Source organism: Blastomonas sp. CCH1-A6 (assembly GCF_001556365.1).
GTDB classification, from domain to species: domain Bacteria; phylum Pseudomonadota; class Alphaproteobacteria; order Sphingomonadales; family Sphingomonadaceae; genus Blastomonas; species Blastomonas ursincola.
Genome location: NZ_LSIS01000184.1, coordinates 1 through 19,972, shown reverse-complemented (window position 1 = coordinate 19,972; position 19,972 = coordinate 1). Strand labels below are relative to the sequence as shown.

The following is a 19,972-nucleotide window of genomic DNA, read 5'->3' as shown; positions in this document are numbered from 1 at the left end:
AGCAGGACCCGCGCGAGCCGCTGCCAGTCGAACAGCTCGCCCGGGTCCTGCTTGCGCGCAGGCGCGATGTCGCTGTGCCCGACGACATTGGCGCGCGGGATATTGTACCGGTCAACAATGTCCGCGACCAGCGGGATCAGCGCCGACATCTGCTCTTCGGGAAAGGGCCGATAGCCGAATTCATGGCCGGGATTGACGATCTCGATGCCGATGCTGGCGCTGTTCACATCGGTGATGCCCCGCCAGTGCGAACGGCCCGCATGCCAGGCGCGGTTGGCCTCGTCGACCATGCGGATGATCTGGCCATCCTCGGTCACGACATAATGGGCGGAGACCTTGGACGCGGGATTGGCGAGCCATTCGATCGCCGAGGGCGCATCCTGCATCCCGGTATAGTGCAGCACCAGCATGGTGATCGGCAGCTTGCGCTCGTCGAAATTCGGCGACGGGGTGTCGATCAAGATCTGGTCCCTTCCTTCATCAGCCGCGCCTTGGCGAGCTCGCGTGCCTTCTGGGCATTGCGGACGGCCACGATAGAGACGCCCACGAGCGCGATCAATCCGCCCGCGATCATCAGCCAGGTCAGCGGCGTTCCGAACCACCAGGTGGCAAAGGCGACCGAAATGACCGGGGTGGGAATGGTGAGCGGGCTCACGGTCGAGACGCTGTGCCGCTGCAGCAGCCAGACCATTGCGCCATGACCGCCGATGCTCGACCCGATCGCGGCATAGGCGGTCCAGGCATAGGTTTCTGCGGTGAGGTGCGGCAGCTTGGCCATGCCATTGGGCTCGAGCAGCAGCGCAAAGGGCAGGATGACGAGCGAGCCGATCAGCCCGAGCCAGCCGCTGATGTTGAGCACCCCGATACCGCCCAGATTGCGCTGGATCAGCGTCGCGGTGGCCCAGATGAGGCTGCCGACAGCGGAGATCGCGATCGCGGGCAGTTCCTTGCCCGCCGCCGGATCGAACACCAGCAGCATCACCCCGAACAGCGCCAGCACGATGCCGATCAGGCGCGGAATGCCGATCTTTTCCTTGAGGAAGATGACCGCGAGAATCAGCGAGAAGGGCACGCCGAGCTGACCCGCAATCGCCAGCGCGCTGACATTGTTGCTGACCTTGAGCGACAGGCCGACCGCGACATAGAACAGCCCGCCGCTGAGCACGCCGAGCGTCGCGATAAGCTTCATCCGCCCTGGCACGATGCGCAGGAACGGCAGGCAGACCAGGGCGACGATCGCCTGGCGCAGGAACGCGCCGGGCAAGGCGCCTGCGCTGTCCACCGCCGATTTCATCGCGATGATGTTGAAGCCCCAGAGCAGCATCATCATCACCGCCACGGCCCAGTCGAGCCGGCCAAAGCCGCGTTCGGGCAGGTCCTGGAGGTGCGAATCGGGCTGCATGCGCGCAGGCATAGGGCAAATGCCCGGCTAGAACAGCATTTTGCTGCGCTTGCGAACGATCAGGCGAGCGGCGGGGGCAGCGCCGACAGGCCGGTGCGGCCCGGCACCGCCTTGCAATGCAGCCCGCGCATCTCGCGCGCGCTGGAAAACAGCGCGGTCTGGTCCATTACCGTTTCAGCCGCGCCCAGCATAAGCAGGCCGTCGTCCTCGAGCGTCTGTTCGAGCTTGGCATAGGCGATCGAGCGCGTTTCGGGGGCAAAATACATCAGCACATTGCGGCACAGGATGATGTCGAACCGGCCCTTTTCGGTGCGAGGCTTGAGGATGTTGTCCTCCTGAAAGCGCACCATCTGCTGCAGCCGCGGATCGATCACCCAATCTTCGCCGTCCTGGGTGAAATAGCGCAGCATGTAATCGACCGATAGGCCGCGCTGGATTTCGAACTGGGTATAGCGGCCCGATCTTGCCTTGGCGATCACCGAGGCGGAAATGTCGGTGCCGACGATCTCGATGTTCCAGCCATCCCAGAGCTCGCGGTCGGTATCGATCAGCATCGCGACCGAATAGGCTTCCTGTCCCGTCGAACAGCCCGCGCACCAGATGCGCAGCGACTTGCGCGCGGCGCGACGCTCGCGCAGCTGGGGAAGGGCTTCGCTGCGCAGTGTCGCGAACAGCGCGATGTCGCGGAAGAAGAAGCTCTCGTTGTTGAGCATCAGTTCGAGCGATTCCTGCAGCAGCCGCTCGTTCTCGGGATCGGAGAGCACCGCGACGAGCGCGTCGAGATCGGGAATAGCATGGTGCTTGAGCAGCGGCGCGAGCGCGGTCTGGATCCGCCAGTAGCGGCTGGGCGCAATCTGCTGGCCGGTCCGCGTCTCCAGAAGTCCGGCAAGGATGCGCGTAGCATCGGCTGCGGGCTGGGCATGAATCATGTTGCGCTCTCCAGCCAGCAATCGGCAATGAACCCGGCTATCCCGGCGGGCGGCAGGATCACGCTGGCCAGGCCTGCGCGCGCGACGCTGCCGGGCATGCCCCAGACGGTACTCGTTTCTATATCCTGCACGTAAACGGGAGCCCCCTGTTCGGCGAGCGCACGTGCGCCTGCCAGTCCGTCCGATCCCATGCCGCTCAGCATCACCCCGGCGCCGCTCGCGCCGAACCAGCGTGCCACCGCCTGCATCATCGGATCGACCGATGGCTTGTAGGCGCTGGCGGGCCAGTCGGGCAGCAGATTGATCCGCACCTGGCCGTCGGCTCTCTCCAGACCCAGATGCGCATCTCCGGGCGCGCAGTAGATATGGCCGCGCTGCAGCCTTGCGCCCTGAACCGCCATGCTGACCGGGCGCAGCTTCAGTTCGTCGATATGCCGCACGAAATGCGGCATGAAATCGGTCGGCAGGTGCTGGGTGATCAGGATCGGCGCATCGACGCGCGGGTCGAGCGCGGTGAGCAGCTGGTGGATGGCCGGAATGCCGCCGGTGGACGAACCGATCGCGATACACTGCAGCGGACACAAAGTGAGCGCGGGGCGGGCGAGCACGACCGGCACCGGATCATGCCGGGAGCGGCGACCATCGGCGAGCAGTTGCAGGCGCTGGTGCAGCGCGGCCACGAACTCGCGCGAGTAGAATTGCCGGTCGGGCTTGGACAAGGTGTCGCTGGCACCCAGCGCAAGCGCGCGAATGCTGGCCGGCGCGCCATCGCCGCAATGCGACGAAAGCACCAGGATACAGGCCTGCTGACTGCGCTGCAGCAGATCGGGCAGCGCGTCGAGCCCGTCACGGTTCGGCATCTCGATATCGAGGATGATGATGTCGACGCCGTGCTGCGTCAGAAAGTCGAGCGCTGCTTCGGCCGACGGCACGCTCGCTGCCACTTCGAAGCCCGACAGCGATTCGACGATGCGCTGGATGATCGACCGGGTGACCAGGCTGTCGTCGACGATCAGCACGCGGCTTTGCGCACCGTGCGGCATCGCCCGGTGAAATCCCGCTCGGGCTGTCGCCTGCTGTCCCGCCCCCGGCATGGCCGCTTTCCTTCCGCTGCGGTTCAGGCGCAGCCGACGATTTGCAGCTTGCTGTGGAGCGTCTCTCGATCGAACGGCTTCATCACATATTCGTCGGCACCCGCCTCGATGGCCGCCTGGATATGGCCCCGGCCGTTCTCGGTGGTGCAGAACACGACCTTGGGATGCTGTCCGCCCTCTTCCTTGCGCAGCGCGCAGAGAAATTCCATGCCGCCCATGACCGGCATGTTCCAGTCGAGCAGGACGACATCGGGCATCGATCTGCCGCAATGGTCGAGCGCCTCGCTGCCATCGGCGGCTTCGGACACGGCAAAATCCAGCGTTTCCAGAATGTGCCGCGCAACCTTGCGGATCACCTTGCTGTCATCGACGACCAGACACGTTTTCATCAAAGCGGCCTCCCTGCGGCACATGCGCTGCGGATGAATGTATGGCCCATTGGTAAGCAGCAGCTTAACGGCGCGAAAAGGCTTTCGAATTTTGGATGCACCGCTTCGGGTCAGGCGGCGCGGCGCATGGCGGGATTGACCATGTAATCGGGATCGATGAGCAACAGGGTTTCGCTCTCATGCTCGAGCAGCGAGCGCCCGATTTCGCTCCAGCCTGCGGGCAGCTGGCTGGGAAGCGGCAGCGGCGCCGTGCGGATCGGCACGACGTCGAGCACGTCATCGACCAGCAGGCCATAGCTGCACCCGCCGATATTGACCACGATGGCGGGTTGACCGGGGATCAGTTCGGCAGGTTCGCCGGTGACGAAATACTGGCAGTCGATGAGCGTCAGCACCCGGCTGCGCAGCGCGAACAGGCCCGAGATGAACGGCGCGGCCGACGGCACCGGGACCGACTCGCGCACCTTGACGACGCTGTCGATCCGCTCGGACGGGAATGCGACCGTCTCGCCCGCGATGATGGCGATGAGAAAGAGGTCCTTCATGCGCTTTGCCTCTGCTGGCCCGCGATCAGGCGGCCCAGCAGGCCGGCGCGGTCATAGCGGTAGATGGTGTCCGCATCGGCGCTGGCGGAGGCCAGAGTATCGCTCAGGCGGATGACCTGACCGCCGACGGCGGACGGGGCGACGGGAAGGTCGCCGACGATGATGCTGATCGCGGCATCGCCGTCGATCGCATCGCCGGGCCGCGCCACGACCGGGTTATAGCCGGCCGCGGCCACAAGCGGTGCCAGAATGCTGCGCGTCCAGGCATCGTCCTCGCCGATCAGGCGGCAGACGGGCCGGTCGGTGGCGGGGGCCGCGCCCGGCAGCATGCTGAAGATCCAGTGCACGTCGAGCACCTCGAGCTGCAGATCGCCGATCAGCGCGACCCCGCCGATCAGGCCCGGCTGCGGCGCCGGTTCGACATGCGAGGGCAGCCGCACGATATCGATGACATCATCGACGGCATAAAGCGCATGAACGCGGCCATCGGTGAGGTGCAGCAACTTGGTGAAGGGGGCCTCGGGACGTGCCGAAAGGCCGATCACGGCACGGCTTTCGCCATCGATGCTCAGCCGCATCTGGCCTGCCGCCATGGCGAGCCGGGTGCTGTCGACATCCTCGACCCGCTCGACCGCGGCCAGCGCGATCAACCGCAACTCGCCGCTTAGTTCCTTGAACAGCAAGGCCGAACCGCCGTCGATCTTCGGTGATGCGCCTTCCTCTTCCTCAAGGGCCTGCGCGGGCTTGGGCATTTCGTTCAGGCGGGCGCGATGCGCCAGACCCAGCGGGTCGAGCAGCAGCATCGGCCGCCCATTGTCGGGCAGGGTGGTGCCCGCGTAGAGGCCATCGGCCATGATGACGGGCGCGCCGGGACGGACCACAAGTTCCTCGTGATCGATCACCGCCTCGACCGACAGCGCATAGCGCAGGTCCGATGCGGCGTTGACCGAAATGATCGTGCGGTGCCGCGCCTGCGGCTCCGGATCGACATCCAGTCCCAGCAGCGTTTCCAGCGCAACATAGGGCAGGCATTCGCCGCGAAGATAGGCAAGGTCGCAGCCACCGACCTGCTGGATGCGCACCTGGCTGTTGCTGTCGAACAGGATCTCGCGGATCGCCGATCGCGGCATCGCGAATTCCTGCCCACCGGCCCGCACCGTCAGACACGGAATGATCGTGAGCGTCAGCGGGACGCGCAGGATCACGCGAAGACCCCGGCCAGGCTGGTTTTCCAGATCGATCGAGCCGCCGATCCGCTCGATATTGGATCGGACGACGTCCATGCCTACGCCGCGCCCGGAAATGGCGCTGACATGGTCGGCGGTGGAAAGCCCAGGCGCGAAGATCAGTTCGAGCCGGGCGCGTTCGCTAAGGCCCGTGACTTCGGACGGATTGCGGATGCGCGCAGCCAGCGCGCGGGCGACGAGCTTTTCGGTATCGATTCCGCGGCCGTCATCGCTGATCTCGATCAGGATCTGGTTGCCCGACTGGCGCGCGGCAATGCTCAGCCGCCCGGTTTCGGGCTTGCCGACAATCCGCCGCGCGGCGGGCGTTTCGATGCCATGGTCGATCGCGTTGCGGATGATATGGGTGAGCGGGTCGCGGATCATCTCGATCATCTCGCGATCGAGCTCCACATTGCTGCCAGATGTGCGCAGATCGACCTGCTTGCCGAGGTCTGCGCACAGATCGCGCACCAGCCGGGGCAGCGGAGAAAAGATGCGCTCGATCCGCTGCATCCGCGTCTGGCCGATGGCGTCGCGCATGTCGGCGATGCAGGCGGAGAGCCGCTCGAAAGCGTTTTCCAGCGTGGTGCCGTTCTGCTCGTCGCGCAGGCAGCGGGCGACTTCGTTGCGCGCCAGCACCATGTCCGACACGCCGTTCATCAGATGATCGATCAGCTCCAGCGGAACGCGGATCGACCGAACAACCGCCTGCCTGCGCGCCTGGTCCGTTTCCGATGGCAAGGCGACGTCCTCGACGTCCGGATCGGGCATGGGCGGAGCGATGTCGCGGTTGAGCGCAGCGATCAGGTCGGCATCGGTGCTGTCGGGCAGCGCCTCGCCGGTTTCCATGACAACGATCAGCTCGCCGATCCGGTCGATCACCGCGAGCACCGCGTCGACCAGTTGCGCCGAGGCATCGCGCCGGCCATCGCGCACCTGTGCCAGCACGTCCTCTGCCGCGTGACTCAGCCGCTCGAAACGGGGAAGGTTGAGAAAGCCGCAGCTGCCTTTGACGGTGTGGACGAAGCGGAAGATCGCATCGAGCCGCTCGCTGTCGCGCGGGTTCTGCTCCCACAGCACCAGCTCGCTGGCAAGCGCGTCCAGCGTTTCGCGGGTCTCAGCAATAAATTCCTGAATCAGGTCGTCCATCGTCACCGTCCGCAAGCGCTGGCGGACGGTTTGCGCCGAATATGGTTAAGATCAGGTTGCGGTGCGACCCGGGCTCAAGGCTCAGACGCGCAGCATCGCGCCGATGACCAGCGATTCCGGCGCAGCGGCAAGCTGGATGGTGCCACCATGCGACCGGGCAATCCGCTCGATCATGAACGCGGGTGCGGTGCGCGGGCTCAGCACTGCGCCGCGGATATCGCCCTGCAGGGCTGCCGCCAGCGATTCATCGATCACCACCTTGGGGCCGGTTGCGTTGACCGCGATTTCGCACGTGCCGTCCTGTTCTTCCGCCGCGATGATCAGTTGCCCGCCGCGCACCAGACCATCGAGCCCGATCAGCGCGAGGTTGAGGAGCACCTTGACCGCGGGCTTGGCGAGCATGGCGCTGGGCACGTGCCATTGCATCTCGACACGCGGCTTGTCGGCGACCAGGCCCTCGATCAGCTGGCGCGGCTCGCTGACATCGACCTTGTCGCCAAAACCTCCCGCTGCGCCAAAGGCGAGGCGGAAGAACTTGAGCTTGTTGGCAGAGGCGCGTGCGCTGTCGCTCAGCAACTCGATGCATCGGGCGCGCATCTCCGGGTCGGTCTCGTCGGCGAGCAGTTCCAGGCCATTGTTCATCGCGCCGATCGGGCTGAGCAGGTCATGGCACAGTCGCGAGCACAACAGGCTGGCGAGTTCGGTTTCGTTCATGTCTGCGGTGCTGGGCATGGTGGGATGCTGGCCTTGTGGCGATAATCGGAAAGAAAAGGGCAAATAACGGGGCAATTCCGCTTGCGGTCGATGTGGCGAAAATGCCGCATGGGTTCAAGCCTTAATGCAGCATCGTGTAACGCGGACGTCCAACCGAGCCGGTCATGAGGCGGGCAGCAGGATTTCGACGGGATCAAACGCGCCGTGCAGCGCCCCATGCGCTGAGGCTCGCCAGGCGGTGATCCTGTCGCCGGCAACGATCAGCCACAGTCGGTCGTCGCGCGCGGCATCGATGGCGTCGCGCGGCGATGGCTCGGCGCGGCCATTGGGATGCGAATGATAATATCCCATAAGGCGTTTCCCGCCGCTGCGTGCTACCCGCTCGGCCGCGATCAGCGCTGCGGGATCGATTTCGAAGGTGCGCGCTGGATCATCAGCGACATTGGCGCAAGGCTGCGCCGCGTCGATCCGATCGGGCGAACCGAACAGCAGTCCGCAGCACTCGTACGGGAATGCCGCGGCGGCCTCGGCCAGCAGCTGGTGGTGGAGCGCGCTTGAAAGCAGGACCGGCATCGGCCAGAGGATAGCGATGAATGACCGGCAATCCAGTACCAGTTCGGCAGGCGAGGTCAGGACCGGCACGATTCCCGAAAGCGCGGCAGGTCTGCGCATCGATGCGGGGCTCGCTCAGGCCGAACCCGACCTGTCGCGCGAGCGGATCAAGTCGCTGATCCTGGAAGGCGCGGTGACGCTGGGCGGCAGGATCGCCAACCGGCCATCTGTCAAGCTGGCCACGGGCATGGCCTATGCGATCGCGCTGCCGCAGGCCCAGCCGCTCGACGCCGAGGCGCAGGCCATCGCGCTCGACATCGTGTTCGAGGACGAGCATCTGCTGGTGGTCGACAAGCCTGCGGGGCTGGTGGTGCACCCGGCAGCGGGGCATGCCGATGGGACACTGGTCAATGCGCTGCTGCACCACTGCCGGGGCCAGCTTTCGGGCATCGGTGGTGTGGCGCGGCCCGGCATCGTCCATCGGATCGACAAGGATACCTCAGGGCTGCTCGTCGTCGCCAAGACCGATTCCGCGCATCTGGGTCTTGCCGCACAATTTGCCGAACATTCGATCAACCGGCGCTATGTCGCGGTCGTGCAGGGGCGGCCCAATCCGGCCAATGGTACGGTGCGCGGCAATATCGGCCGCAGCGACCATGACCGCAAGAAGATGGCGCTGGTGGGTGAGGGGAAGGGCAAGCATGCCGTCACCCACTATAGCACCGAGGAGCGGCTCAGGGACGCGACCCGGATCGAGTGCCGGCTGGAGACCGGGCGGACACACCAGGTGCGCGTGCACATGGCCAGCATCGGCCATGCGCTGCTCGGCGATCCGCTTTATTCCCGGCCACCAAAGCCGTTACGCGATCTGCTCAGGGCGGCGGATTTCCGGCGTCAGGCATTGCATGCCCAGCGGCTGGGCTTTATACATCCGGTGACTGGATCTGAATGCGACTTTTTTAGTCCGATTCCGGCCGACATGGCGGAACTTTTGGATAGATTGCGTGTTTAGGTTGCAAGTCGAAATGCGATCCCCATGACGGGCGCTCCATTGAGGCCCGCATAACGGATTGGCAGAAAGGGAAAAAATGAGCGAGACCCGTAGTGTCCCGGCCACCATCCCCGCCCTTGGCGGAGAGGCCAGCCTGAACCGTTACCTCACCGAAATCCGCAAATATCCCCTGCTCAAGCCCGAGCAGGAATATATGCTGGCCAAGCGCTATCAGGAACATCAGGATCCCGAGGCCGCTGCCCAGCTGGTTACCTCGCATCTGCGCCTCGTGGCGAAGATCGCGATGGGCTATCGCGGCTATGGCCTGCCGGTGAGCGAGCTGATTTCCGAAGGCAATATCGGTCTGATGCAGGGCGTGAAGAAATTCGAGCCCGATCGCGGCTTCCGCCTGGCCACCTATGCGATGTGGTGGATCAAGGCGTCGATCCAGGAATATATCCTGCGCAGCTGGAGCCTCGTGAAGATGGGCACCACCGCCGCGCAGAAAAAGCTGTTCTTCAACCTTCGCCGGATGAAGAACAACCTGCGCGCGTTCGAGGATGGCGATCTGCATCCCGACGATGTCAAGGCGATCGCGACCAAGCTGGGCGTGTCGGAGACCGAAGTCGTCAACATGAACCGCCGCATGGCGATGGGCGGCGATGCTTCGCTCAACGTTTCGGTGCGCGAGGATGGTGACGGCCAGTGGATGGATTGGCTGACCGACGATGCACCGTTGCAGGATGTTGCGGTCGCCGATGCGCAGGAGGCCGAAATTCGCCACAAGCTGCTCGGCGAAGCGATGGAATCGCTCAATGAGCGCGAGCGGCACATTCTCAACGAGCGGCGTCTGGTCGATGACCCCAAGACGCTGGAAGAGCTGAGCCAGGTCTATAATGTTAGCCGCGAGCGCGTGCGCCAGATCGAGGTGCGCGCCTTCGAGAAGCTGCAAAAGGCGATGCACCGGCTTGTTTCCGACAAGCAGATGGCGCTGGCTGGCTGAACCTGATTGCCGGGGCCGCAATGCCCTGGTCACCTTATCCCGACGGGTCGCACCTACGGATAGAAGCGGGATGGCGCTGCCGTCCCGCTTCACCTTTATCCGCAGCTGTAAAGGCGTGTTGCCGGGCCTTTTCGGTGCAAAAGCATCTTCCCCTTTCGGTCGCTTGGCATTAAGCGGGCGCTCATGGGACTATTGGCAAAAATCTTCACCTGGTGGGACGGGGCGACCGTCGGAACGCATCTGTTCAGCGCGCTGAACGGCGAGAAGGTCGGCGAAGACCATCAGGGCAACACCTATTTCCGCTCCAAGCCCAAAAAGGGCCAGAAGGAGCGCCGCTGGGTGCTGTACAAGGGCGCCAACGACGCGAGCCGCGTTCCGTCTGAATGGCACGGCTGGCTGCATCACAGCTATGATGCGATCCCCGAAAGCCATCTGCCGCCGCCGCGGATCTGGGAAAAGGACTATGTTCCCAACCTGACCGGCACGCCTTCCGCTTATCGCCCTGCCGGCGCGCTGGAACGTGGCGGCGTTCGCGCCGCTGCCACCGGCGATTATGAAGCGTGGACGCCTGAGGCGTGACGCGCGGGCGAATCCTCGCCATTCTCATCGTCGTCGCCGCGCTCGCAGGGGCAGGCGTCTATGGCTGGATGCAGTTCGGCGACCAGCTGTTCAGGTCCGGACAGCAGTCCGCCCCCAAGAAGGTTGCGCTTCGCCCCTCCACCCCGCCGCCGGTCCAGGCGGCTGCGGCAGGCGAGGCTACGCCCATGGCGCAGCGCGTCGCGACCATCGCGCTCCTCAACAAGCGCAACGGCGAAACCCGCGATCTGGAAATGAAGCCGGGCGAATCGCGCCGTGTCGGCAATGCGATCGTCCGCCTCTCGGCCTGCGAGCGCACCGCGCCCTGGGAACAGGTGCCCGAAACCGGCGCGTTCGTGCAGCTGTTGGTGCAGGAGCGCGAAACCCGCTCGTCCGATCCGGTGTGGAAGCGCGTGTTCTCTGGCTGGGTGTTCAAGGAATCGCCCTCGCTCAACGTCGTCGAGCACCCGATCTACGACGTCTGGGTCAAGAAGTGCGCGATGGAATATCCGGGTGAAGATGCGCCGGTCGAGGAAGCCGGTAAGGGCGGTTCGTCGGCTGCGCCAACCGCATCGGCTCCGGCCAGTGCTGAAAACCCCGCGACCAGCCCCGATTCGGCGCCAGGCCCGGCGACCCCCTCGACTGATACCGAATAAAGCCCCGGCATCACCGGATGCGGCCGCTGCACCCGCGGCGGCGCATAGGGCGAATCGCAGATCGCCTCGTTCAGCAGCTTGAGATACTCGCCCTGGGGCAGCTCGATCGCGCCCATCGAGGCGAGATGCGGAGTGATGAACTGACAGTCGAGCAGCGTCAGCCCGCCCTTGCGCATCGCCGCGACCAGCCAGGCGAGGGCGACCTTGCTGGCATCGGTCGCGCGGCTGAACATGCTCTCGCCGCAGAACGCGCGGCCGATCTCCACCCCGTAGAGCCCGCCGACCAGCTCACCATCGCGCCAGCATTCCACGCTGTGCGCGCGTCCCTGATTGTGCAGCGCGATGAAACTCGCCTCGATGGTGCGATTGATCCAGGTCTGCTCGCGGCCCTGGGCTGACTCGGCGCACATCGCGATGACCCTGGCAAAGGCGCGGTTGCAGGTGACCGTGAACCTGTCCTGCCGCACCGCCTTGCGCAGCGAGGTGGAAAAGCGGAAGCCGTCGAGCGGCAGGATCGCCCGCATTTCCGGTTCGACCCAGAAGACATCGACATCGTCGCGCGCATCGGCCATGGGGAAGATGCCGATGGCATAGGCCCGCATCAGCATGTTGAGATCGATGGTGACCGGGCCGGGGGTGCCGTGCATCCTGCGAATCTAGGCTATCGCTGGCCAAGTTCAATCACCATATCCGCAGGGCTTTGCGATTGCCGGGCGATAGGCTAGAGCGCGGCACGATTTAATCAGGAGTGACCCCCATGCGTGCCGAAGGGCAGGCCCATATCGATAGCATCAACGCCGCGTTGGCGCTGGTCCGCAAGTTCCTGGACTGGGACCGCGCGTTGCGTCGCCTCGACGAGCTCAACGCGCGCGTCGAGGACCCGACGCTGTGGAACGATCCCAAATCGGCAGAAGAGGTGATGCGCGAGCGGCGGCGGCTGGAACAGGCGATCGGCACGGTCAACGAGATCAGCCAGGAAATGGCCGATGCGATCGAATTCGTCGAACTGGGCGAGGCCGAGGGCGATGACGAGACCGTGGCCGAGGGGCTGGCGACGCTGAAGGCGCTTTCCGAGCGCGCCGAGCGCGACAAGGTTCAGGCGCTGCTCGCGGGCGAGGCGGACAGCTACGACACCTATCTCGAAGTTCACGCCGGCGCCGGCGGCACCGAGAGCCAGGACTGGGCCGAGATGTTGCAGCGCATGTATTCGCGCTGGGCCGAGCGGCGCGGCTACAAGGTCGAGCTGGTCGATTATCACGCGGGCGAACAGGCGGGCATCAAGTCCGCGACGCTGCTCATCAAGGGCGAGAATGCCTATGGCTGGGCCAAGACCGAAAGCGGCGTGCACCGGCTGGTGCGCATCTCGCCCTATGACAGCTCGGCGCGGCGGCATACCAGCTTCTCGAGCGTCTGGGTCTATCCGGTGATCGACGACAGCTTCGAGATCGACATCAAGGAGAGCGATCTCAAGATTGATACCTATCGCGCCTCGGGTGCGGGCGGTCAGCACGTCAACACCACCGACTCCGCGGTGCGCATCACGCACATTCCCTCGGGCATCATCGTCGCCAGCCAAAACGACCGGTCGCAGCACAAGAACCGCGCCACCGCGATGAACATGCTCAAGGCGCGGATGTACGAGGCGGAGATGCAGAAGCGCGAGGCCGAGGCTTCGGGCGAATATGCCGCCAAGACCGAGATCGGCTGGGGACACCAGATCCGTTCCTACGTCCTGCAGCCCTATCAGCTGGTCAAGGACCTGCGCACCGGCGTCACCTCCACTTCACCGGGCGACGTGCTCGATGGTGCGATCGATCCGTTCATGGCGGCCGCGCTGTCGCAGAAGGTCACCGGCGAGAAGGTCGATGTCGAAGATGTCGACTGACCGTCCGGGTCGGTTTGCGTGGTTGCTGCTGGCAACGGCGGTGCTCGCCGCCTGTCAGCCGGCCGCCAGCGACGAAAGCGACCGACCCGAGACCGCGCGTACCTTCCCGCGCGCCGATCGCCCGGTGGCGGGCGTGGTCAGCAACGAATTCTCGAACGAGGAAGCCCGCGACGACCGCAACGAGGCAACCAAGGTCATGGACCTGGCCGGGATCACGCCGGGCATGACTGTGGCCGATATCGGCGCGGGCAACGGCTATTATACCGTGCGCCTCGCCGAGCGCGTGGGAGCAGAAGGCCGCGTGCTGGCGCAGGATATCGACGATGCGGCGCTCAAGCGGCTGGGCATGCGCGTCGAGCGCGAGCGGCTCGACAATGTCTCGATCAAGCCCGGCGATATCGACGATCCGCGCCTGCCCGAGAAGAGCTTCGACCGCATCTTCATGGTCCATATGTACCACGAGGTGACCGAACCCTATGCGTTCATCTGGCGGTTGCGGCCTGCGCTGAAAAAGGGCGGGCAGGTGATCGTGGTCGATGTCGACCGACCGACCAACCGGCACGGCATTCCGCCCAAGCTCTTGTTCTGTGAGTTCGAGGCGGTGGGCTACAAGTTGGTCGAGTTCATCGAAAAGCCCGACATCGCAGGTTATTTCGCGCGGTTCGAAGCGGTTGGCCCGGCACTGCAGCCGGGCAGGATCAGGGGTTGCGATCAGCCCGGGTCCTGAGAGGCAACCGACAGCGGCATTCATCGGTTTTTCATTGGTCTTTTTGTGCGCAGCATGCCTATACCGGCATGGGGCAAAGTGGGAGCGGATACGTGTTCAAGGGTTTGAAGCCGATCATCTATGGCGGACGCGAGGTCTGGCCGTTGATCGAGGGCGGCAAGGGGGTTTCCGCCACCAATCACGCCAGTTCGGGCGCCTGGGCCGCAGCGGGCGGCATTGGTACGGTGTCGGCGGTCAATGCCGACAGCTATGACGAAAACGGCGATGTCATCCCGCAAATTTATCACGGCCGCACCCGCGCCGAACGGCACCAGGAGCTGATCCGCTACGGCATCGAGGGCGGTGTCGCGCAGGTCAAGCGTGCATTTGAGATCGCTGGCGGCCAGGGCGCGATCAACATCAACGTGCTGTGGGAAATGGGCGGGGCGCAGCAGATCCTGCACGGCATCCTCGAGCGCACGCGCGGCATGGTCGCGGGCGTCACCTGCGGTGCGGGCATGCCCTACAAGCTGTCAGAGATCGCTGCGCAGTATAACGTCAACTACCTGCCGATCATCAGCTCGGCCCGGGCCTTCCGTGCGCTGTGGAAGCGCGCCTATCACAAGGTCAGCGAGCTGATGGCTGCGGTGGTCTATGAGGACCCCTGGCTTGCGGGTGGGCATAACGGCCTTTCCAATGCCGAAGATCCGCGCCAGCCGCAGGATCCCTATCCGCGCGTCAAGGCGCTGCGCGACACCATGCGCGCCGAAGGCATTTCGGACGATGTCCCCATCATCATGGCGGGCGGCGTCTGGTATCTGCGCGACTGGGAGCACTGGATCGACAATCCCGAGCTCGGCCAGATCGCGTTCCAGTACGGCACCCGTCCGCTGCTGACGCAGGAAAGCCCGATCCCGCAGAAGTGGAAGGACGAGCTGACCAAGATCCAGGAAGGCGATGTGCTGCTCCAGCGCTTCAGCCCCACCGGCTTTTACTCGAGCGCGGTGCGCAACCCATTCCTCAAGTCGCTCGAGGCACGCTCGGAACGGCAGATTCCGTTCTCCACCGAAATGGCGGGCGAACATACCGCACAGCTCGATTGTGGAGTGAAGGGCAAGAATTTCTGGGTGGCGCCTGCTGATCTTGATCGCGCGCGCCGCTGGGATGCACAAGGCTTTACCACCGCGCTCAAGACGCCGGACAACACGCTGATCTTCGTGACCCCCGAGGAACGCGCCGAAATCCGCAAGGACCAGACCGATTGCATGGGCTGTCTGTCGCATTGCGCGTTCTCGTCGTGGAAGGACCATGACAACAACTCGACCGGTTATCTCGCCGATCCGCGCAGCTTCTGCATCCAGAAGGCGTTGCAGAACATCGCGCACGGCGACGACCCGGACAAGAACCTGATGTTCGCAGGGCATGCCGCTTATAATTTCGGCACCGATCCGTTCTATTCGAACGGCTTCGTGCCAACGGTGAAGCAGTTGGTCGATCGCATCCTGACCGGCGACTGACCGCGACCAGCCCCGCATCGCTGCCTGACAGAACTGGGCATTGACGCGGGCTCTTTTCTCCCGCATCCCGTTGTTAACCGGACGATTAACACGGGGTGTGGAGATGGATTTCAGCCTTTCGGACGAGCAGGTCGCGCTGCGCGAGACGGTGCGGCGGTTCGCGCAGGCCGAGCTGGTGCCGCTGGCCGCCGAGCTGGAGCGCGACAACCGCCCGGTCCCGCGCGACATGGTGCGCCGCTATGCCGAAATGGGCCTGCTGGGCATCAACACGCCCGAAGCGCTGGGTGGTCTGGGGCTCACCAATCTGGACGCACTGATCGTGCTGGAAGAGCTGGCCAAGGTCAGTTCCGCCGTCGCGTTTCCCGTATTCGAAGCCTGTGTCGGACCCGTTCGGGCGATCCAGCATTTCGCTCCCGATGCGCTGAAGCAGCGGATCGTGCCGCAGGTCTGCGCGGGCGAGATGATCGTCGCAGTATCGATGTCCGAACCGGCGGCGGGCACCGCGCTCACCGACCTCACCACGCGCGGCGTGATCGCCGATGGCAAGGTGACCATCAACGGCACCAAGCGCTGGTGCTCGGGCGGTGGGCATTCGGACGCCTATCTGGTCTATACCCGCCTTTCCGACGCGCCGGGCGCCAAGGGCATCGGCGCGGTGCTGGTGGAAAAGGGCACGCCCGGCCTCAGCTTCGGCCAACCCGAGACGCTGATGGGCTTTCGCGGCGTGCCCTCGGCCGATCTGATGTTCGACGATTGCGTCGTGCCCGAAGGGAATATCGTCGTCCCGGCAGGCGGTTTTGCCAAGCTGATGGAGGCGTTCGACCTCGAGCGTTGCGGCAATGCCACCATGGCGCTGGGCCAAGCCTCGGGCGCGCTGGAGGACGTGCTTGGCTATGTCCAGGAGCGGCAGCAGTTCGGCAAGCCGCTGGTCGATTTCCAGGCGGTGCAGATGAAGCTGGCTGAAATGCAGATCGAGGTCGAGGCGGCCAGGTTGCTGATCTGGCGCGCGGCGGCCAATTCGGACCAGGGTCTGCCCTCGATCCTCGACAGCTCATCGGCCAAGTGCTTTGCCAACCAGATCGCGCGCTCGGTCACCGGCAATGCCGTCCAGCTGATGGGCGGCTATGGCTATTCCACCCAATATCCCATGGAACGCCGCATGCGCGACGCTTGGGGCTGGGGCATTGCCGGAGGTGCTATCGATATCCAGAAGGTCAATATCGCCAGCGCGATGGTGGGTCGTCGCTTCGACCAAAGGCGATGATGCGATGAGCCCTGGCCTGCCGGCCTCAGCCGAAACGCGACTTGGCCTTGCGCAGCAGGCGCGCCCAGTGCTTGCGGTCACGGTCGCGCAGCTTGGTATCGTCAGCGCGTGCCTGCAGCACGTTCAGGATTTCATCGCCATAGCGCTTGAACATATTGTCCAAGTCGCGCGCGTCCTTGCTGCGCTGTTCAGCGCTCTCAAAAAGTCCCAGTATCATAAAGCCCCCAACGGGAACGGATGCGACTCGTCGTGCGAAACCGAAACACCCCTTCCGGCGCGGCGGACATTAGCTCCACAATGGTGTTATTCGCAACGGGCAAGTCGGACCGAAATGGCGCATTTCCGAGGATTTGGTCCCGATTTTGAACGATTTTACGACCTATGTGCCCCTAAAGTGACAGGCGATATGACAGTAATCAGCAAGGAGGAATGCCCAAGTGGCTGAAGCAATCTGGACGATAGGCGATGTTGCGGCGACCGGGCCGCTTGCAGGGGTGCGCGTGCTGGACATGTCGAGCGTGGTCATGGGTCCGCTGGCGACGATGATGCTGGCCGATATGGGCGCGAACGTCATCAAGGTCGAGAACAAGGGCGGCACCCATGCCGGCGACATGATGCGCTATGCCGGATCGTCGCCGACCGGCGATCTGGGGCCGATCTTCATGGCGCTCAACCGCAACAAGAAATCGGTGACGATCGATGGGCGCGAAGAACTGGGCAAGGCACAGCTCGAAACGCTGCTGCGCGAGGCGGATGTGTTCTTCCACAATGTCCGCATGGCGGGGATGGCGCGGCTCGGGCTCGATTATGAATCGGTCAAGGCGATCAACCCGAACATCATCTACATCCATTGCTGCGGCTATGGCGCCGATGGCCCCTATGGCAAGCGCCAGGCCTATGACGATCTGGTCCAGGCGGCATCGGGCTGGGCCGATCTCTATGCCAAGCGGTCGGACGGTCCGCCGAGCTACACCCCGTCGCTGGTCGCGGACAAGACGGTGGGGCTGTTCGCCACGATCGCGACGCTCGCTGCGGTGGTGCACCGTCAGCGTACGGGCGAGGGGCAGTTCGTGTCGGTCCCGATGTTCGAATGCTTCACCTTCTTCAACATGGTGGAGAACCTGTACGGCCAGACTTTCCCCGGCGATGGCAAGTTCGGCTATACCCGGTCGATCAACCCGCGGCGCAGGCCCTATCCGACCAAGGACGGCTTCATCGCCATCGTCCCCTATGTCGACCGGCAATGGGCACGGTTCTTCGAGATCGGGGGGCGACCGGGCGTGTTCGAAGATCCGCGCTTTTCAACCTATGAGGAGCGCACCAAGCATACAGGCGACCTCTATGCGATCATCGAGGAGGTCGCCGCGACCAAGACCACCGACGAATGGGTCGAACTGCTCGAAAAGGAAGACATTCCGGCAATGCGGTTCAACCCGATCGAGAAGGTGCCCGACGATCCGCATCTCAAGGCCACCGGCTTCTTCATGGACATGGCAGCGCCGCATATCGGGCCCTATCGCACGCTTCGCCATCCGATCGCGTTCACCGGCAGCCCGGCCAATCAGCGGCTGGCTCCGCAGAGCATCGGCGCGCAGAATTGCGAGCTGCCGAGCGCGGCAAATGATGGGTAAGGAGAGGGGCCCCCGGCGTCAGCGCTGACGCGGATAGGACGGGCTATAGGCATCGAGCACCCGCAGGAAGCGCGGCGTTTCCTGCGTGGTGCCCACCGGCTTGCGGGCGAGTTTGGGATTGATCTGCCGATCGAAGGCGACGCCGAATTTCTCGCTGCGCACCCAGGCAATCTGCCCGCGAACATGGCCGATATTGCGCAGTTCGACGACGATGCGCTGGCCCTGGGTCACCTCGAGCTCCGATTCGACCATCATGCCGCCGCTGGAAAGATTGCGCACCTTGACCTTGTGGCGCTCGCCGCTGTCTTCCAGCGTGAGTTCGGCGAGCAGGAACAGGCTGTCTCTCGCACGGCTCTCCTGAACATCGAGAGATTTCGGGCTGACAGGCATATTCATCGGTCTGGCTTCCAGCGTGGCAAGAGAGGCAGTTCCCCCCAATATGGAGGGAAGCGATGCGCGCCTCTCTTATAGCGCCAAGAGTGTCGCCAATTGGTTAACCGGTGGCTGCCAGGGCGGGCCGGACGTCAGTCGTCGCGAGAGATTTTCTCACGGCGTTCATGCGCTTCCTGCGCCTCGACCGTCATCGTCGCGATGGGGCGGGCGACCAGCCGGCCCAGACCGATCGGCTCGCCTGTGACCTCGCAATAGCCATATTCGCCCTCGTCGATCCGGCGCAGCGCGGAATCGATCTTGGCGATGAGCTTGCGCTGCCGGTCGCGGGTGCGCAGTTCGATGCCCCAGTCGGTCTCGCTCGACGCGCGATCGTTAAGATCGGGCTCGCGCATCGGGCCGTCCTGCAGCTGCTGCAGCGTGTCCTTGGACGCGGCCAGGATGGACCGCTTCCATTCCTGCAAGAGCGTACGGAAATATTCCAGCTGGCGCGGGGACATGTATTCCTCGTCGGGCGATGGAAAATAATCGCCCGCGATGTTCCTGCGCGCCTTGGCCAGCACATCGATGTCATCGATAGCCGTGGAGATGGACGCCATTGAATGCTCCCGGTGGTGTTTGCAGCACCGCCGCTCCGCGCCCAGATCAGGCACGTCCCGTCGGCCTTTGGTTGCAGCGGCCTATAGCCACCGGCTTGGGGCCATACAAGCGGCAAAAACCTTAGAATCAGGGACTAATCGACGCTTTTTCGGACACATCGGTGCAGGCCGTACCGTCAATCCCAAATCCGGCCCTGCCAGGCGCCGTGGTAGATAGCATCGGTTAATTTTGTCCGGTTTTTCGGTTTCAAATCGGGACAGCAGGCCCACTGTGCCCGGCAATGCCGCAGATTTTTGTCGCGCAGCTTGTCAAATCAAGGTTAACACCATTGAGATTAACGCTTTGTTCTGGCTTGCATTGCATATCGGGACGCTGACCCCGGCCCTGGTTCTTGCTCCACGGGCCCCGGAATGGCCCCAGGTCTGAGAGAGAAAACACAATGTCTGTACGGATGGCCTTGGCAAAACTGTGTGCCTGCACTTGCGGCGGAGCGATCATCGGTGGTGGCGCTGTCCATGTCGCCGACACCCCGCCTGCCCAGGTCAAGCAGTATCGCCAGACGAAGACGACCAAGCCGATTCGCGGTCGCCAGATTGCCAAGGCACCGGTCCGCAAGGTCAAGCGCGCGCGCCGCATGGTTGCCCGCACCCCGGTCCAGGCCACGCCGCAGGTCGTGACCGTGACGACGCAGCAGGCGCCCATCCCGCTGCCGCTGCCGGCCTATCCGCAACAGGATTCGGGCGGCTTCTCGGG

At 64.2% G+C, this 19,972-nt stretch carries 21 protein-coding genes and 2 pseudogenes; 10 read left to right on the top strand and 13 right to left on the bottom strand.

Annotated elements, in window-relative coordinates:
* From AX735_RS08025 to AX735_RS07985, 9 genes are all read right to left on the bottom strand, one after another.
* Window positions 1-410 (bottom strand): N-acetylmuramoyl-L-alanine amidase (locus tag AX735_RS08025; protein ID WP_231750061.1); only part of this gene is annotated, 410 nt, incomplete at its 3' end.
* 47 nt (window positions 411-457) lie between these two features.
* Window positions 458-1,402 carry a DMT family transporter gene (locus tag AX735_RS08020; RefSeq protein ID WP_066278374.1) on the bottom strand — a complete coding sequence of 315 codons (945 nt, stop codon included), beginning with the start codon at window positions 1,400-1,402 and terminating at the stop codon, window positions 458-460.
* 59 nt (window positions 1,403-1,461) lie between these two features.
* A complete protein-coding gene (locus tag AX735_RS08015) occupies window positions 1,462-2,331 on the bottom strand; it encodes a CheR family methyltransferase (RefSeq protein WP_066278339.1) in 870 nt (289 codons plus the stop codon).
* Entirely contained in the window at window positions 2,328-3,425 is a 1,098-nt protein-coding gene (locus tag AX735_RS08010; protein WP_137775314.1) for a chemotaxis protein CheB, read from the bottom strand. Before AX735_RS08010 ends, AX735_RS08015 begins: the two co-directional genes overlap by 4 nt.
* A 23-nt stretch (window positions 3,426-3,448) precedes the next feature.
* A complete protein-coding gene (locus AX735_RS08005; RefSeq protein WP_060977165.1) occupies window positions 3,449-3,814 on the bottom strand; it encodes a response regulator in 366 nt (121 codons plus the stop codon).
* Window positions 3,815-3,924: 110 nt separating this feature from the next.
* Entirely contained in the window at window positions 3,925-4,359 is a 435-nt protein-coding gene (locus AX735_RS08000) for a chemotaxis protein CheW (protein WP_066278332.1), read from the bottom strand.
* Window positions 4,356-6,734 (bottom strand): chemotaxis protein CheA, encoded by a 2,379-nt coding sequence (locus AX735_RS07995; protein WP_066278327.1) that lies wholly within the window; start codon window positions 6,732-6,734, stop codon window positions 4,356-4,358. The genes AX735_RS08000 and AX735_RS07995 overlap by 4 nt, the downstream gene beginning before the upstream one ends.
* A gap of 81 nt (window positions 6,735-6,815) precedes the next feature.
* Complete coding sequence (locus AX735_RS07990; protein ID WP_082751002.1) at window positions 6,816-7,466, bottom strand: histidine phosphotransferase family protein; 651 nt, start codon at window positions 7,464-7,466, stop codon at window positions 6,816-6,818.
* Window positions 7,467-7,610: 144 nt separating this feature from the next.
* The gene (locus tag AX735_RS07985) at window positions 7,611-8,021 is read right to left on the bottom strand and encodes a M67 family metallopeptidase (RefSeq protein ID WP_066278324.1); all 411 of its coding nucleotides are present in this window, start codon (window positions 8,019-8,021) and stop codon (window positions 7,611-7,613) included.
* 16 nt (window positions 8,022-8,037) lie between these two features.
* Between AX735_RS07985 and AX735_RS07980 the strand changes: the two genes are divergently transcribed.
* The 4 genes and pseudogenes from AX735_RS07980 to AX735_RS26765 form a co-directional block, all read left to right on the top strand.
* Entirely contained in the window at window positions 8,038-9,012 is a 975-nt protein-coding gene (locus AX735_RS07980; RefSeq protein WP_066278323.1) for an RluA family pseudouridine synthase, read from the top strand.
* Between the two features lie 76 nt (window positions 9,013-9,088).
* Window positions 9,089-9,994: an RNA polymerase sigma factor RpoH gene (rpoH, locus tag AX735_RS07975; RefSeq protein ID WP_060977160.1), complete on the top strand. Its 906-nt coding sequence runs from the start codon at window positions 9,089-9,091 to the stop codon at window positions 9,992-9,994.
* 183 nt (window positions 9,995-10,177) lie between these two features.
* The gene (locus AX735_RS07970) at window positions 10,178-10,573 is read left to right on the top strand and encodes an NADH:ubiquinone oxidoreductase subunit NDUFA12 (RefSeq protein ID WP_023836434.1); all 396 of its coding nucleotides are present in this window, start codon (window positions 10,178-10,180) and stop codon (window positions 10,571-10,573) included.
* 68 nt (window positions 10,574-10,641) lie between these two features.
* A pseudogene (locus tag AX735_RS26765) lies at window positions 10,642-11,007 on the top strand (DUF2155 domain-containing protein); the annotation flags it as partial.
* A gap of 35 nt (window positions 11,008-11,042) precedes the next feature.
* On the opposite strand, the gene aat reads toward AX735_RS26765, so the two are convergent.
* The gene (aat, locus tag AX735_RS26290) at window positions 11,043-11,873 is read right to left on the bottom strand and encodes a leucyl/phenylalanyl-tRNA--protein transferase (RefSeq protein WP_066278317.1); all 831 of its coding nucleotides are present in this window, start codon (window positions 11,871-11,873) and stop codon (window positions 11,043-11,045) included.
* A gap of 110 nt (window positions 11,874-11,983) precedes the next feature.
* Between aat and prfB the strand changes: the two genes are divergently transcribed.
* From prfB to AX735_RS07940, 4 genes are all read left to right on the top strand, one after another.
* Window positions 11,984-13,111 (top strand): peptide chain release factor 2, encoded by a 1,128-nt coding sequence (prfB, locus tag AX735_RS07955; RefSeq protein WP_060977156.1) that lies wholly within the window; start codon window positions 11,984-11,986, stop codon window positions 13,109-13,111.
* On the top strand, window positions 13,101-13,838 hold the full coding sequence (locus AX735_RS07950) for a class I SAM-dependent methyltransferase (protein WP_066278310.1): 738 nt from the start codon (window positions 13,101-13,103) through the stop codon (window positions 13,836-13,838). Before prfB ends, AX735_RS07950 begins: the two co-directional genes overlap by 11 nt.
* A 92-nt stretch (window positions 13,839-13,930) precedes the next feature.
* Window positions 13,931-15,334 carry an NAD(P)H-dependent flavin oxidoreductase gene (locus tag AX735_RS07945; RefSeq protein ID WP_066278308.1) on the top strand — a complete coding sequence of 468 codons (1,404 nt, stop codon included), beginning with the start codon at window positions 13,931-13,933 and terminating at the stop codon, window positions 15,332-15,334.
* A gap of 103 nt (window positions 15,335-15,437) precedes the next feature.
* Window positions 15,438-16,598 carry an acyl-CoA dehydrogenase family protein gene (locus AX735_RS07940; RefSeq protein WP_066278307.1) on the top strand — a complete coding sequence of 387 codons (1,161 nt, stop codon included), beginning with the start codon at window positions 15,438-15,440 and terminating at the stop codon, window positions 16,596-16,598.
* A gap of 25 nt (window positions 16,599-16,623) precedes the next feature.
* On the opposite strand, the gene AX735_RS07935 is transcribed toward AX735_RS07940, so the two are convergent.
* Window positions 16,624-16,761: a hypothetical protein gene (locus AX735_RS07935; RefSeq protein WP_156447446.1), complete on the bottom strand. Its 138-nt coding sequence runs from the start codon at window positions 16,759-16,761 to the stop codon at window positions 16,624-16,626.
* Window positions 16,762-17,035: 274 nt separating this feature from the next.
* Here AX735_RS07935 and AX735_RS07930 point away from each other — a divergent pair, with 274 nt between their 5' ends.
* Window positions 17,036-18,229 (top strand): CoA transferase, encoded by a 1,194-nt coding sequence (locus AX735_RS07930; RefSeq protein ID WP_082751001.1) that lies wholly within the window; start codon window positions 17,036-17,038, stop codon window positions 18,227-18,229.
* Between the two features lie 18 nt (window positions 18,230-18,247).
* On the opposite strand, the gene AX735_RS07925 is transcribed toward AX735_RS07930, so the two are convergent.
* The gene (locus AX735_RS07925) at window positions 18,248-18,625 is read right to left on the bottom strand and encodes a PilZ domain-containing protein (RefSeq protein ID WP_231750060.1); all 378 of its coding nucleotides are present in this window, start codon (window positions 18,623-18,625) and stop codon (window positions 18,248-18,250) included.
* A 128-nt stretch (window positions 18,626-18,753) separates the two neighbouring features.
* The gene (gene dksA / locus AX735_RS07920) at window positions 18,754-19,218 is read right to left on the bottom strand and encodes an RNA polymerase-binding protein DksA (protein WP_171007712.1); all 465 of its coding nucleotides are present in this window, start codon (window positions 19,216-19,218) and stop codon (window positions 18,754-18,756) included.
* Window positions 19,219-19,658: 440 nt separating this feature from the next.
* On the opposite strand from dksA, the pseudogene AX735_RS07915 reads away from it, so the two are divergent.
* Window positions 19,659-19,972: pseudogene (locus AX735_RS07915) on the top strand (hypothetical protein); the annotation flags it as partial.

What these genes read in the sequence shown, in the direction of transcription:
- AX735_RS08020 (WP_066278374.1), bottom strand. Translation starts at nt 1,402, where the DNA reads ATGCAGCCCGATTCGCACCTCCAGGACCTGCCCGAACGCGGCTTTGGC.
- AX735_RS08015 (WP_066278339.1), bottom strand. Translation starts at nt 2,331, where the DNA reads ATGATTCATGCCCAGCCCGCAGCCGATGCTACGCGCATCCTTGCCGGA.
- AX735_RS08010 (WP_137775314.1), bottom strand. Translation starts at nt 3,425, where the DNA reads ATGCCGGGGGCGGGACAGCAGGCGACAGCCCGAGCGGGATTTCACCGG.
- AX735_RS08005 (WP_060977165.1), bottom strand. Translation starts at nt 3,814, where the DNA reads ATGAAAACGTGTCTGGTCGTCGATGACAGCAAGGTGATCCGCAAGGTT.
- AX735_RS08000 (WP_066278332.1), bottom strand. Translation starts at nt 4,359, where the DNA reads ATGAAGGACCTCTTTCTCATCGCCATCATCGCGGGCGAGACGGTCGCA.
- AX735_RS07995 (WP_066278327.1), bottom strand. Translation starts at nt 6,734, where the DNA reads ATGGACGACCTGATTCAGGAATTTATTGCTGAGACCCGCGAAACGCTG.
- AX735_RS07990 (WP_082751002.1), bottom strand. Translation starts at nt 7,466, where the DNA reads ATGCCCAGCACCGCAGACATGAACGAAACCGAACTCGCCAGCCTGTTG.
- AX735_RS07985 (WP_066278324.1), bottom strand. Translation starts at nt 8,021, where the DNA reads ATGCCGGTCCTGCTTTCAAGCGCGCTCCACCACCAGCTGCTGGCCGAG.
- AX735_RS07980 (WP_066278323.1), top strand. Translation starts at nt 8,038, where the DNA reads ATGAATGACCGGCAATCCAGTACCAGTTCGGCAGGCGAGGTCAGGACC.
- rpoH (WP_060977160.1), top strand. Translation starts at nt 9,089, where the DNA reads ATGAGCGAGACCCGTAGTGTCCCGGCCACCATCCCCGCCCTTGGCGGA.
- AX735_RS07970 (WP_023836434.1), top strand. Translation starts at nt 10,178, where the DNA reads ATGGGACTATTGGCAAAAATCTTCACCTGGTGGGACGGGGCGACCGTC.
- aat (WP_066278317.1), bottom strand. Translation starts at nt 11,873, where the DNA reads ATGCACGGCACCCCCGGCCCGGTCACCATCGATCTCAACATGCTGATG.
- prfB (WP_060977156.1), top strand. Translation starts at nt 11,984, where the DNA reads ATGCGTGCCGAAGGGCAGGCCCATATCGATAGCATCAACGCCGCGTTG.
- AX735_RS07950 (WP_066278310.1), top strand. Translation starts at nt 13,101, where the DNA reads ATGTCGACTGACCGTCCGGGTCGGTTTGCGTGGTTGCTGCTGGCAACG.
- AX735_RS07940 (WP_066278307.1), top strand. Translation starts at nt 15,438, where the DNA reads ATGGATTTCAGCCTTTCGGACGAGCAGGTCGCGCTGCGCGAGACGGTG.
- AX735_RS07925 (WP_231750060.1), bottom strand. Translation starts at nt 18,625, where the DNA reads ATGAATATGCCTGTCAGCCCGAAATCTCTCGATGTTCAGGAGAGCCGT.
- dksA (WP_171007712.1), bottom strand. Translation starts at nt 19,218, where the DNA reads ATGGCGTCCATCTCCACGGCTATCGATGACATCGATGTGCTGGCCAAG.